The sequence below is a fragment of the Ligilactobacillus agilis DSM 20509 genome, assembly GCF_001436215.1.
GTDB classification, from domain to species: domain Bacteria; phylum Bacillota; class Bacilli; order Lactobacillales; family Lactobacillaceae; genus Ligilactobacillus; species Ligilactobacillus agilis.
On sequence record NZ_AYYP01000024.1, the window covers coordinates 1 to 13,481 of the forward strand.

The 13,481-nt window shown below is 43.1% G+C and carries 11 protein-coding genes and 1 pseudogene; 6 read left to right on the forward strand and 6 right to left on the reverse strand.

The window, feature by feature from the left end; genetic code table 11:
- Positions 1-171: 171 nt before the first annotated feature.
- On the forward strand, positions 172-1,356 hold the full coding sequence (locus tag FC14_RS03755; RefSeq protein WP_056976533.1) for an MFS transporter: 1,185 nt from the start codon (positions 172-174) through the stop codon (positions 1,354-1,356).
- Positions 1,357-1,401: 45 nt separating this feature from the next.
- Here FC14_RS03755 and FC14_RS03760 read toward each other — a convergent pair whose 3' ends face one another.
- From FC14_RS03760 to FC14_RS03775, 4 genes are all read right to left on the reverse strand, one after another.
- A complete protein-coding gene (locus FC14_RS03760; protein ID WP_056976534.1) occupies positions 1,402-1,992 on the reverse strand; it encodes a histidine phosphatase family protein in 591 nt (196 codons plus the stop codon).
- A 61-nt stretch (positions 1,993-2,053) separates the two neighbouring features.
- Positions 2,054-2,482 (reverse strand): hypothetical protein, encoded by a 429-nt coding sequence (locus tag FC14_RS03765; RefSeq protein ID WP_056976535.1) that lies wholly within the window; start codon positions 2,480-2,482, stop codon positions 2,054-2,056.
- A gap of 249 nt (positions 2,483-2,731) precedes the next feature.
- Entirely contained in the window at positions 2,732-5,101 is a 2,370-nt protein-coding gene (locus FC14_RS03770; protein ID WP_056976536.1) for a phosphoketolase family protein, read from the reverse strand.
- Between the two features lie 152 nt (positions 5,102-5,253).
- The gene (locus FC14_RS03775; protein WP_056976537.1) at positions 5,254-5,979 is read right to left on the reverse strand and encodes a GntR family transcriptional regulator; all 726 of its coding nucleotides are present in this window, start codon (positions 5,977-5,979) and stop codon (positions 5,254-5,256) included.
- 199 nt (positions 5,980-6,178) lie between these two features.
- Here FC14_RS03775 and galE point away from each other — a divergent pair, with 199 nt between their 5' ends.
- Entirely contained in the window at positions 6,179-7,180 is a 1,002-nt protein-coding gene (gene galE, locus FC14_RS03780; protein ID WP_056976538.1) for a UDP-glucose 4-epimerase GalE, read from the forward strand.
- Between the two features lie 122 nt (positions 7,181-7,302).
- Here galE and FC14_RS03785 read toward each other — a convergent pair whose 3' ends face one another.
- A complete protein-coding gene (locus FC14_RS03785; RefSeq protein ID WP_050610703.1) occupies positions 7,303-7,605 on the reverse strand; it encodes a hypothetical protein in 303 nt (100 codons plus the stop codon).
- Positions 7,606-8,016: 411 nt separating this feature from the next.
- Here FC14_RS03785 and FC14_RS03790 point away from each other — a divergent pair, with 411 nt between their 5' ends.
- Together FC14_RS03790 and FC14_RS03795 are read left to right on the forward strand one after the other, a co-directional pair.
- Complete coding sequence (locus FC14_RS03790) at positions 8,017-9,066, forward strand: aldose epimerase family protein (protein WP_050610704.1); 1,050 nt, start codon at positions 8,017-8,019, stop codon at positions 9,064-9,066.
- 189 nt (positions 9,067-9,255) lie between these two features.
- Positions 9,256-10,107 (forward strand): Rpn family recombination-promoting nuclease/putative transposase, encoded by an 852-nt coding sequence (locus tag FC14_RS03795; RefSeq protein ID WP_056976539.1) that lies wholly within the window; start codon positions 9,256-9,258, stop codon positions 10,105-10,107.
- A 73-nt stretch (positions 10,108-10,180) separates the two neighbouring features.
- Here the strand turns inward: FC14_RS03795 and FC14_RS03800 are convergent, their stop codons facing one another.
- Positions 10,181-11,074 carry a DMT family transporter gene (locus FC14_RS03800; RefSeq protein ID WP_056976540.1) on the reverse strand — a complete coding sequence of 298 codons (894 nt, stop codon included), beginning with the start codon at positions 11,072-11,074 and terminating at the stop codon, positions 10,181-10,183.
- 249 nt (positions 11,075-11,323) lie between these two features.
- On the opposite strand from FC14_RS03800, the pseudogene FC14_RS03805 reads away from it, so the two are divergent.
- Both FC14_RS03805 and FC14_RS03810 read left to right on the forward strand, forming a co-directional pair.
- Positions 11,324-12,286: pseudogene (locus tag FC14_RS03805) on the forward strand (AI-2E family transporter).
- A gap of 1 nt (position 12,287) precedes the next feature.
- The gene (locus FC14_RS03810) at positions 12,288-13,478 is read left to right on the forward strand and encodes a MalY/PatB family protein (RefSeq protein ID WP_056976541.1); all 1,191 of its coding nucleotides are present in this window, start codon (positions 12,288-12,290) and stop codon (positions 13,476-13,478) included.
- Positions 13,479-13,481: the final 3 nt, after the last annotated feature.

The following is a 13,481-nucleotide window of genomic DNA, read 5'->3' on the forward strand; positions in this document are numbered from 1 at the left end:
GACCGCATAGTCTATTTTATATATTTAAACTGTATACTTGACAGGACATAGTGCCAGAAAACATAGAGCTAAACATTTGAATATCCTAATTTTAAGGTTTTCTAAGGGTCTTTGTCAAACCATTGCGACATTTGTTACAATGGATAGTAATAAACTAAAAGAGAGGATATCATGGCAGTTTTATTATTATTGACAATCTATATTGGTTTCATTGGCTTAGGAATTCCGGATTCGCTCTTTGGGCCAGCTTGGCCGGTAATCTACAAGGAATTCGGGGTTAGCCTAGCAAGTGCTAACTACGTTTCGTTTGTGATTTCGGGGCTGACGGTTGTTTCTAGCCTAGTGGCTCCCAGTGTTATTGCCCGCTTAAAAACGGCTAAGGTCGCAGCTTTAAGTACGGCGCTGACCGCCACTGGGCTGCTAGGCTTTGCTTACGCCCCCAATTTATGGTGGTTATGCTTGTGGGGAATTCCGCTCGGCCTAGGGGCTGGTGCGATTGACACGGCCCTAAATAACTACGTGGCCTTGCACTATCACCCCAGTCAGATGAACTTTTTACACTGCTTTTATGGAATCGGGGTCTCACTGAGTCCGGCGATTATGTCCCTAGCCTTACAGGATCACAATAATTGGCGGGCGGGTTACCGGTGGGCCTTTTATATCCAAGCAGCGATTACCCTAATTATTGTGCTGTCATTTCCTTTGTGGCAAAAGGTTCACCCAGAGGTTAAGGAAGAAAAAGCTACCATGCACAGCCACCCAGGCTTAATGGAGCTTTTAAAACAGCCGTTAGTGTTAACAACCTGCTTGGTCTTTATGGGGTCGGTGGCCATCGAAATTACAACCGGCTCTTGGGGGAGTACCTACCTGGTTAATGCTAAAAATTTGAGCCCGGAACTAGCTGCCGGATTGATTACCCTTTATTATGTGGGGATGGCTGGTGGCCGCTTCTTCGGGGGGATTGTCGCTAATTACTGGCGGTGTTGGACCTTGATTAAGCTAAGTGTTAGCTTAACCATCGTGGCAATTGGAATTTTATTCTTGCCTTTACCCGAGTTAGTAGCGGGGTTTGCCTTATTCCTACTAGGTTTTGGTAACGGCCAGCTTTACCCTAACCTGCTAGCCCTAACCCCGGTCCACTTTGGCAAAGAAGCCTCCCAAACGGTAATGGGCCTACAGCTAGCTTTCTCTTACGGAGGTGGCTTGTTATTGCTCCCAATCTTATTTGGTTATATTGCCCAGGCCTTCGGCAGTGGCTTATTTGCGGCCTACCTCCTAGTCTTAGCACTAGCAACTCTAGTCTCAATGCTGGCATTGCTTTACCTATTAAAGCAAGCAGGCATTAAGCAACAGTAATAATAAAGCCAACTCGAACTTAATCGGGTTGGCTTTATTTATTAATTAACGGTTGAAATAAACGAGGGTTTGGCTGGAGTCGGTCAATTCGACCAAACTAACCGCTGCGTTTAAAGGTTCATTCATATTAACCAGGTTATTAATCCCGAGGACGTAGTCGAGCATTAACTTAATGGTAAAGCCGTGTGAGACGACTAGGACTGCTTCATCAGGATACTTGGCAACTAAATCGCCAAAGAGGGCGGCGATTTTAGCTTTAACCTCGTCGTAGGTATCACCGCCAGAAGTTTCCCAGGAATTAGGGAGCAAGTTATGCTTGGCATCGAAGTATTGGGGGAATTTAGCCCAAACATCGGCTTCGAGCATCCCGTCCCAGCTGCCATAATCATACTCAACTAGGCGGGGGTCAAAGGTGATGGTGCGGTCGGCCCCGGCGATGATGGTAGCAGTCTGAGCGGCACGAAGTAGGGGGCTAGCAACTACCTTAGAGAAGCTTACGTCACTTAAAGCTTCCTTAGTAGCAAAGGCTTGCTTGATGCCCGTTTGGGTTAGCGGGGTGTCAACCTTGCTTCCCTGTAAGATGCCGTTGGCGTTAGCTTGGCTTTGGCCGTGGCGGACGATATACAATTTGGTCATAAAAAAACCTCCCACTGACTGTTTTTCTACAGCATAGCAAGTTAGGGAGGTTTTAACAAGTCTAAATTGAAAAGTAAAGCATGCTACTAGCTAAAGCACCTAGGTAGACGCTAACTCCGCTAATGATTAGGAGTGCGCAGGCTAGGAAAACTTTGCTAAAAGTATTCAGGGTCTTGAAGTATTCGTGGGTAAAAATCCGGTAGAGCAAGATTACGAAAAAGGGAACTGAGATTAATAACCAGGATAATTGCACAATATAAGCCAAGCGGTAAATAGCGACCGACTTGGTGAGGTTTTGAATGGTCATTAGGCGCCCCAATTCAAAAATGAAGTAGCTCATAAAACAGATTTGCTCTAAAATGGTGTACCACCGCCAAGCCCAACGAAAACGTAGTTTATGTGTGACTACAAACATTAAAAAGATATAGCAGAAAGCTAGGAAAAAAGTATACCAACGAGTAGCAAAGAAATTAGCGATGATTAGGTACATGTTTGCGTCACCTCTCTTAAAATTATTTACTTTTATAATAACAGTTTCAAAAGTGATGATAAAGTGACAAAGCCGAATTATCATCATTTGTTAGCTAGTTATTAGTTGGTTTTTGCCTAAGTCTAATCCGTTGAAGAGCTTTTCTTAAAAATTAAATCCTTAAATATACTAAAAAGCGGTACTAACATTATTGTTAGTACCACTTTTAGTTACCATCATTAGCCACGAATTAGTAAAATTTTCTAATTTTTATTCTAAGGATTTCCATTCCCAAGCTTCAACTTCTGGCAGGTCCGTACCTTCATCACGGATGTATTGGTGGTGCTTAGCCACTTTAGCATCCATTTCTGCCACGATTTGTCCGTACTTGTCAGCGTCAGGCAAGCTTAATACAGCAGCCTTGACTAAGTCGAAGCGGTCCATTTGGTTCAAGACCCGCATGTCAAATGGGGTGGTGATATCACCGTTTTCACGGTAACCATGGATGGACAGGTTGTGGTTGTGACGGTCAAAGAAGATGTCACGGATTAAGCCTTCGTAACCGTGGAAGGCAAAGATTACCGGCACGTCCTTGGTGAAGTAAGCGTCGAATTCAGCGTCGCTTAAGCCCCGAGGGTCAACCTTAGGTGAACGAAGCTTCAAGAGGTCAACCACGTTGATGAAGCGAATCTTTAGGTCAGGTAATTTTTCGTGCAAGATGGAGATAGCTGCTAGGGCTTCTAAGTTAGGTTCAGTTCCGGCAGCAGCAATGACTACATCTGGCTTAGCGTTCTTATCTGTTGAAGCCCAATCGATAATCTTCAAGCCATTGTCGACTAATTCCTTAGCTTCGGCGGCTGAGTAGAATTGTTGCCGTGGGTGCTTAGAAGAAACGATTAAGTTAATCTTATCCCGGTCGTTTAAGACCTTGTCAAAGACGGCTAATAATGAGTTGGCATCAGCTGGTAAGTATTCTCTGATGAACTCTGGTTTTTTATCGGCTAAGTGACCTAAGATACCAGGATCCTGGTGGGTGTAGCCGTTGTGGTCTTGTTGGAAGACGGTGGAAGTTGCGACAACGTTTAAGGATGGAACTGAAGTCCGCCATGGTTGTTCCTTAGCTTTACGTAACCACTTGAAGTGTTGCGTTAACATGGAGTCAACCACACGTAAGAAGGCTTCGTAACTAGCGAAGAAACCGTGACGGCCAGTTAAGACGTAACCTTCCAAGAAGCCTTCGTCTTGGTGTTCTGATAACTGGGAGTCGATGATGCGTCCGGCTGGAGCTAAGAATTCATCGTTAGGTTCCTTAATAGGGCTTAACCATTGCCGGTTAGTTTCCTTAAAGAGTGGGGCTAAGCGGTTGGACATGGTTTCATCAGGTCCAAAGATACGGAAGTTCTTGTTAGCCGCATTTTCCTTAACAACGTCTTCAAGGTAAGTCCCTAAGACGGTCATGTCTTGAGCAACTGTTTGCCCCTTAACGGTAGTATCAACCGCGTAGTTGCGGAAGTCAGGTTTAACCAGGTCGCGGATTAACTTACCGGGGTTGGTGTGAGGGTTAGCCGCCATCCGCTTGTCACCCTTAGGGGTAATGGCCTTGATTTCGGCCTTCAATGTTCCGTTTTCGTCAAAGAGTTCTTCTGGGCGGTAGCTTTCCAACCAGGCAACCAAGGCATCAGCGTGTTGCATGTCGTTTTGGTCGACTGGAATTGGAATTTGGTGGGCCCTAAATGATTTTTCGATTGGAACATTATCCCAAGTCTTAGGACCAGTCCAGCCCTTAGGTGCCCGGAAGATAATCATTGGCCAAACAGGTAAGCTAGCGTCGTTGTTTTGGCGGGCGTTAGCTTGGATAGCTTTAATTTCTTCGATTGCTTGGTCTAGTGCTTGGGCCATCAATGGGTGGAGCTTTTCAGGGTCGTCGCCTTCGACAAAGATTGGGTGCCAGCCCATCCCTTCGAAGTACTTTTGTAAGTTTTCGTTTGATTCCCGGGAAAGGATGGTTGGGTTAGAAATCTTGAACCCATTGAGGTCTAAGATTGGCAAGACCGCCCCGTCATTGATGGGGTTGATGAACTTGTTAGATTGCCATGAAGTAGCAAGTGGACCAGTTTCGGCTTCCCCATCACCAACGACAGCAGCAACGATCAAATCAGGGTTATCTAGGATAGCCCCCGTTGCGTGTGAGATGGAGTAACCTAATTCGCCCCCTTCGTGGATGGAGCCTGGTGTTTCTGGGGCGGCGTGAGAAGCGACCCCGCCAGGGAAGGAGAAGCGCTTGAAGAGTTTCTTCATTCCGGCTTCGTCTTCAGTAATGTCTGGATAAATTTCTGTGTACGAACCATCGAGGTAGGAGTTAGACACCATCACTTGACCACCATGCCCAGGTCCTTCTACGTAGAACATGTTCAAGTCGTACTTATTAATTACCCGGTTTAAGTGGGCGTAGATGAAGTTTTGGCCGGCAATAGTTCCCCAGTGACCGATTGGCTTGACCTTAACGTCGCTAGCCTTTAAGGGCCGACGTAAGAGGGGGTTGTCCTTTAAGTATAATTGCCCAACTGAGATGTAGTTAGCTGCGCGCCAGTAAGCATCGAGTTTATTTAAATATTCTTTAGATGAATAATCTACTGTCATTTTTTGTCGCTCCTTTGATTTAAAGCTTAACCTAATTTTTTACACTTTGATAATAACGTTTTCTAAAATAAATGTCAACCTATTTTTGAATTGGACCGTCCCAATTAAAAAATGAGGCTAAAAAAACAGACCCCAAGTTAATGGAGCCAGTGTTAGTGAACCGAGACAAAGGTGTTGAATTTTAAATACTTGTAGTGCAAGCGCATGTGAGAAAATTCAAAGGGGGTACCGTTATCTAAGAAGAAAATCCCTTCCATAATTCCAGTCGGTTCGTTGACCTGTAACCCTAGGAGTTCGCGGTCGTTTTCGGTAGAAGGTTCAGCAAAAACGGACATAAACGACTTGGTGACAGACTGTTTGTACTGCTTTTCTAGGTACTTGAAAATGGAATTTTCAATGTCCTTGCGACTTAACTGGGGCATGATTTTAATGGGGATGTAGCCTGTCTCAATCATGAAGGGAGTCGCCCCAAAAGAGCGAAGGCGCACGATTTTATAGACGAAATCTTCTTCGTTTAAGAATAAATCGCGTTGCAATTCCTTTGAGGGGAGGGTGACTTCAAAACTTAAGACCTTGGTGGTTGGTTTTTTACCATCCATTTGAAAGTTGTCGGTAACCCCTAGATTACTAGCGGCTTCGTAGTTAAAGACCGATTCATTTTTGAGGTAGAGGGGGTTGATAAAAGTGCCCGACCCCCGCTTTTTAAAGATGATGCCATCGTTAGCCATCTTTGCTAAGGCCCGTTTGATGGAGCTGCGACTAACCTGGTAGCTTTCTGCCAAACTGCGTTCGTCTGGGAGGCGCATATCTGAAAATTCGTTAGCAAAGATGCGCTTTTTTAAGTCTTTAATTACTTGTTGATAGACTAGTTCAGCCATGAGTCCACCTCCTTTTTGAAATAATTAGCTAATGTAATTGTAACCACAACTTCTAATTTTTCACAAGTAAAATTGTGAAAATGCTTTTTTATGCTCCAAGATACTGGTAGAATATAAGAGGTTGGATATTTATCCATCTCCTGTAGATTTTGCAGGAAAGCCCTTTTGGTAGGGGGCTTTTCTAGAATAGGAGGACATAATGTCTATTTTAGTTTTAGGTGGTGCGGGTTACATTGGTTCCCACACTGTAGATCGTTTAGTTAATACTACTGACGAAGAAGTAGTTGTGGTTGATAGTTTAGTTACGGGGCACAGAGCTGCGGTCAATCCCCAAGCTAAGTTTTACCAAGGTGATTTAGCGGATAAGGATTTCATGCGCAAGGTCTTCGCAGAAAATCCTGAAATCGACGCGGTGATTCACTTTGCTGCCTTCTCCTTGGTGGCCGAATCAATGACTAATCCTTTGAAGTATTTCGACAATAACACTGCCGGAATGGTTAAACTCCTAGAAGTAATGAACGAGTTTAAGATTAATAAGATTGTCTTTTCATCTACAGCCGCTACTTACGGGATTCCTGAAAAGATGCCAATCTATGAAGATGATCCTCAAAACCCAATCAACCCTTATGGTGAAAGTAAGTTAATGATGGAAAAAATCATGGCCTGGGCTGATAAGGCTTACGGAACTAAGTTCGTAGCGCTTCGTTACTTTAACGTGGCTGGGGCTAAGCCAGATGGTTCCATCGGGGAAGACCACGGGCCAGAAACCCACTTATTGCCAATCGTTTTACAAGTTGCCCAAGGTAAGCGCGACAAGTTGATGATCTTTGGTGATGATTACAATACGCCAGACGGGACTAACGTTCGTGACTACGTTCACCCATACGACTTAGCAGATGCCCACATCTTAGCAGTCAACTACCTAAGAGCAGGTAATGAATCAAATGCCTTTAACCTAGGTTCATCCACTGGTTTTTCTAACTTAGAAATCCTTAAGGCTGCGCGGGAAGTAACTGGCAAGGAAATCCCTGCCGAAATCGCTGGTCGTCGTGGTGGTGACCCTGATACATTAATTGCTGCCTCTGATAAGGCTCGCAAGGTCTTGGGTTGGCAACCAGAATTTGATGACATTAAAAAGATTATCGCTACTGCTTGGAAGTGGCACTCAACTCATCCAAACGGTTACGATGACCGTAAATAATTAAACAAAGAATTTACCCGTCCAGGTTTTTGACTTGGACGGGTAATTTTTTATGGAGGCTAGCAAAAAGCAACCGAGCCACACTTTGTAGCAAGGTTGCCTTTTGAATTGATATTTTAAAACTAGACTTCTTGTAGTAGTGATTGGGCTGAGTCAACAGAAACAGGTAGGTAGCCCAAGCCAACGTTAGTTGAGTTAAGTTCTAAGCGGTAGTCGTTCTCCAAAGCGGGAACCAACTTCGATAATTCGTTTAACTGTTCGGATTCGAAGCGGTTGAACGAAAAATTACGCTTATTTCTCATCTTGTCTTCCAGGTTAAGTGAGAAGACCACATCTAAAAAGTGGCCAGTTTCACTATTTTCTAGGCGCCAGGCCTTAGCTTCCGTCATTCTTGATTCGAGTTTTTTAATAATTGTTTCGTTCATGAGAACATCTCCCTTTCAGTAGCAAACTTGATAAATATACCATACACCTATGAAAACGATATTTCAAGTGTTTGTTTTATAAAAATAATTATTTAATTACAAATCATTATACGTGAGTGATTGTAAGTGATTTTTGCTTCTAATCTAAAAAGATGATTAAATCAAAGTTTTAGCTGAAAGAATTGGCTGGAAATTAACTTGAATAAGTGACTGATTAAGATGAAACGCTAATAAAAATCGTTATTTATCTTTTTTTATTTTAAAATCCGTACAAAAACGCAAACTAGACCAATTTTGGTTGTTTACAACTCATCTAACTAATTTTATGTAAACGCTATTATTTAAAGCGATTTTGCGCTAAAATAAGGGGGTAGAATTGCTTGAAATATTATCCGGAGGGAATTAATTACTATGGATATTTACAGAACAGAAGTTGAAAAGTACAAAACACATTTAGTTACTAAGGTTACGTTGGTAAACGATAATGGGGTCTCCATTTCTTGTTTGACGATGGGAGCAACTTGGCAAGAATTTTCCGTTCCCCAAGCAGATGGGTCTAAGAAAAACTTGCTTTTGAGTTTTGACAAGCCAGCAGACTACTATGCTAACGGCTTGTGCACTTGCCAATCAATTGGCCGGGTGGCTGGGCGCATTAAGGATGGTCGCTTTAGATTAGACGGTAAAGAAATTCAGCTACCGCAAAATGAGAAGGGAAACTGTCTTCACGGGGGGCCACACGGCTTCAATCATACTAACTGGAAGTACACGACTTCACGTAATGACAGCAGTGTAAGTGTCATTTTCCAACAAAAGATTCGGCAAGCAATCGATGGGTTCCCAGGTGATATCCTGGCAACTGTCATCTATACTTTGGATAATTCTAACCGGGTAACGATTGCTTATAGCGCTTTGGGTGGTGAGGTTGATACCCTCTTTAATCCAACTTGTCACGTCTACTTTAACTTGAGTAACCGACAAGATTTATCAACACACAGCTTACAAATCAACAGTGATGGTTACCTAGAAACTGATGATGAATTAATCCCAACTGGCCGGGTAAAAGATGTTGAGGCTAGTCCTTATGACTTTAGAAAGATGAAGAACCTACAAGTGGCAATCGCAGAAAATCATGGGTTTGATGATGCCTTTGTAGTCAACGGTCCAGGGAAGGCAACCATGCCAATTGCCGTATTACGGGATGATGAAAGTGGCGATCAAGTTACAATTGATTCAGATCGGAATGGCTTGGTAATGTATACCATGCATGAAATCGAACCAGGGATTTACTTCTCTAGGGATAATGGTAAAGAAGCAATCGGGGGCGAAGGAATCGCTTTAGAAGCGCAAACCTTACCAGACGCTATCAACCAAGCTAATTTTGGCGACATTGTGTTACCACGCCAAGGAAAGAAAACTTACAGAATCCAATTTGCTTATGACAACGTCTTACCTAAAGAATAACTGGTTGGCTAAGTAAATAATTATTAGAGTCCTTAAGGTCAAACTTAGGGGCCCTTTTTTATTAGAAAATACTAAAAAATTAAAAATGAAAAAATAAATTGAGGCGTTTCTGCGTATGTATATAGTGAGGGGTCATTTTGATACCATCTCAGATGGCCTTCTCATATAATAACTAAAGGAGATGTTTCCATGAAACATTACAACAATAGACGGCGCCAGTTTTTAGAGGAGTGGGAGCAGTCGGATATCAGTAATGACTACATCTTTAGCAAGGTGATGGCCCAACCCCAGTTGTGTTTACAACTGATTAAGGCCGCCTTACCCCAGCTAAAGATTAAACGAGTCTACGTTCGCTCCCAGGATGGGCTTAGTGCTAACGTCGATGCTAAAGACGTCCGCTTAGATATTTCCACCTACGGCGAAGGTGGTGAGATGTTTGATATTGAGATGCAAACTATCCGGCCAAAGTATCTGATGCAACGCATCTTGTATTACCACTCCACCATGATTACGGAGCGCCTCTACCCCCGAGAAAGTTACGGTGAGATTCCCAAAACCTATATGATTTTCATCTGCTTATTTGATTGGTACCGGCTAGGCAATTCATTTTACGAGGTCAACTTGGTGCCAAACGGGGTCAATGAGCTTAAATTTAAGGATGGGTTTGTCTCCTTAATCCTTAACCCCTACGGGGATATGACCGGCTGTAGTGAGGAATTACAAGACTTCTTCGACCTAGTTGCCGGTCGGCCCGCAGGGAGAACGGATTTTGTCAGGGAAGTTAAGTACGCAGTAAAGTTAGCTAAAAGAAGAAACGACTGGAGGGATCGTTATATGTTAGTAAAAGATTGGGTCCAAGACCGTGTAGATTATGCAGTGGAACAGAACACGATAACTATGCAGGAAAAATTTGCCCAGCAGTTAATCAAAAAAGCAATGTCTACTGAGCACGACTATGACTCATTAAGAGCAGATTTAATTGACTTCTTTGATGAGGATTTTGCCGATAAGATGTTAGCCAAATACTATCAGCAAGCTTAATGCGGACTTGCCGCTAAGCTAGAACTAAAGCCAGCTTTCCTTTATGCACAGGAAAGCTGGCTTTAGTTTGGAATTAATTTTTCTTGCCGACGGCTAGGATAAAGACGGTACTTAAGATTAGGAAACTGCCCAAGTATTCGGCCCAGTTATAACTAGCGTTAAAGAAAAGCATGGTACCGACCGCAGCTGTTAGTGGCTCGAAGGTATCAAGTAAGGCTGCCACGGTTGAATTAACATAATTCATACTGTGGAGAAAGAGGAGGTAAGAAAGGGTCGTCCCAATTAGGGTAATTAAAATAATGCAGCTAGTGTTAATCAAGGAAAATGTTGGTAGGCCTACCCAAAAGGGGTGGCCGACTTCAAAGATAATGCCCCCAATTAACAAGCCCCAACCAAGGATTGTGAGCGAACTATATTTTTTCAATAGTCCAACCGGTAAAACAGCTAACCCGGTGCCGCACAGAACCAAGAGGCTCCCGTCGCGCAGGGTAGCCGGGCTTAATGCAATATTTAGCCCATGACCGCGGGTTACTAAAAGGTAGGTCCCGATTAAGGCGATGATTACAGCTAGATACTCTTGCCGCCGTGGTCGTTGGTGGAAAACTAAGGCGGAATAGATAATAACCCCGACCACCCCGAGGGTTTGAAGGATGGTTGCGATGGCGGCGTTACTGTCATAGACGGTAAGCGAGTAGGTTAACTGAACCCCGGCTAGCCCGATTAAACCATAGGCGGCCATTTGTAAGTAATCGCTAGGGTGCCGCCAAACTTCAAAAAGTTTATTACCTTCTGTGTGGTAGGCAGCCAGTAAGACGATAAAAGCTGAGATGAGCGTTTTAACCCCCATCAGCCACCCAATTGAGACGTCCGTTTCTTTGAAAAGATATTGGGATAACAGTCCGGTAAAGCCCCATAAAATGGCGGCGCTAGTGGCAAAGACGATTCCTAAGCTAGCTTTTTTAGTCACATTAATCCTTCTTTCTTAAGCAATATCTAATTAATTATAAGCCGTTGTTCCAAATAATTCAGCAAAAGTTTAGGGAGTGGTTAAAGACTTTTTGCGTCAATGATTGTAAAATAAGGTTAAATGACCTAAGAGAGGGATGGTGGCGTGGAAAATTTAAATCTTTGGCAAAAATTTATTGCTAATGAGCGCTTTAGAAGGTTTGTTGTGTTAGCAGGGTTAATTGGAATTTTGTATCTAGTCAGAAGCTTAATGAGCATTATTTTGTTAACCTTCATCTTCACCTTTTTGGTGGTGCGAGCGGTTAGCTGGGTACAAAAGTACCTTAAGTTACCGTCACGCTTAATAGTAATTGTGATTTACGCCTTATTAATTGCTTTGATTTACCTTGGAATTACCATCTACATTCCTAAGTTAATTGTGCAATCGGAGTTGATGGTAAAATAGGTCCTAAAATTTTACCAAAATATGCCGGCTGACACCAACAAGGTGTGGGCTTACATTTCCAGTTATATCAATAGCTCGGAGATTATGAAGCAGGTAAAAAATGGGGCTGGCATTCTGTTGAAATACATTACTAGCATTGGTTCTATGGGCTTTACCTTCCTGGTGTCCCTATTATTGTCCTTCTTTTTCACGGTGGAAAAAGACGAGATGTACACTTTTTCTAAGAGTTTCTTAAAGGGACCTAATTCTTGGCTCTTCAAGGATATTTACCACTTTGCTAAGATCTTCGTTAACACCTTCGGGGTAGTAATGGAAGCCCAGTTTATGATTGCCTTGGTTAACACGGCCATTACCTTGGTTTGTTTAAGCATGATGAAAATGCCCCAAATCATTAGTTTAGGCCTGATGATTTTTGTTCTCAGCCTAGTGCCGGTTGCTGGGGTGATTATCTCAGCTATCCCGCTAAGTTTTATCGCCTATTCTGTGGGTGGAATTCGGGACGTAATTTATGTTATCGTAATGCTACTGGTAGTCCATGCGCTAGAGTCATATATTTTAAATCCAAAATTAATGTCATCTAAGACAGAATTACCAATCTTTTATACCTTTGTGGTGCTGGTAGCGTCTGAACACTTATTTGGAGTTTGGGGCTTAATTGTTGGGATTCCCATCTTTACCTTCGCACTCGATGTCTTAGGAGTTAAACCGGTGAGCATCAAGCATCAAGGGTATCAAGCTAAAGTTAAAAAGCTAGGGAGGAAGAAGTAGGATGGATAAAGAAACGTTTGTAAAAGAATATGCGGTTGAACGCCAAAATACGGATGCCGTCAAATGGGATGGCTTGGAAGCAGAATTTGGGGCCAGTGACCTATTACCACTTTGGGTGGCCGATACGGAATTTAAGGCGCCTAAAGCGGTGCTTGAAGCCATGGTTAAGCGGGTAGAACACGGGGCCTTTGGTTACTCAATGACTCCCGCTGCTTATTTTGATGCCTACTTTACTTGGCAAAAAGAGCGTTACGGAATTGAGTTACATAAGGACTGGCTTAGGTTTGGAACCGGGGTAGTGCAGTCGTTAAGCACAGTAATCCAATTCTTAACCGAAGAAAACGACGCGGTGATGGTTATGCAACCAGTCTATTATCCCTTCATGCGGGTAATTGAAAATAATCACCGTAAGTTAGTGATTTCCAACTTAAAACAAGTTGACGGAAAATACGTCATGGACTTAGAAGACATGCGCCAAAAGATGGAAGCTAATCAAGTTAGGACGTTAGTTTTATGTAGTCCCCATAATCCGGTTGGACGGGTTTGGTCGGAAGCAGAACTAGAAGCGGTACTAGAACTTTGCCGCCAAGAGCAAGTCCACGTGATTTCTGACGAAATTCACCATGATTTGATTATGGGTAAGCGCCCGTTTGTGTCGGCTTTATCAATTAAGGATGGTTACTACCGGGATAACTTGGTGGTTTTAGACGCTCCGTCTAAGACGTTTAACCTAGCGGCTTTACAAAATAGTCACGTGATTATCCCTAACCCTCAACTACGTGACCGTTATGACGAACACGTTGCTAAGTTATCTTCGCCAGCAGGAAGCTTGTTAGGAAAAGTGGCAGCCCAAGCAGCCTATAGTGAGGGGGCAGACTGGTTAGCTGGCTTTATTAAGGTGGTGCAAGCTAACTTTGACTACGTTAAGACAAAATTAACCCAAGCTTTTCCAGCAATTAAGGTGAGTGATTTAGAGGGAACTTACCTAATGTGGATTGATTTATCCGGCGTGATTGCTAAGGATGAAGTAACTGATTTAGTTAAGAAACAAGCTAAGTTAGCGGTTGATTTTGGTGACTGGTTTGGTCAAGCCGGCTTAGGTTTTATCCGCTTGAACCTGGGAACTACGCCAGCCAACATTGAAAAGGCGGTCGCCGCTTTGATTAAGGCTTTGAAAGAAAAGCAAGCTTAATTT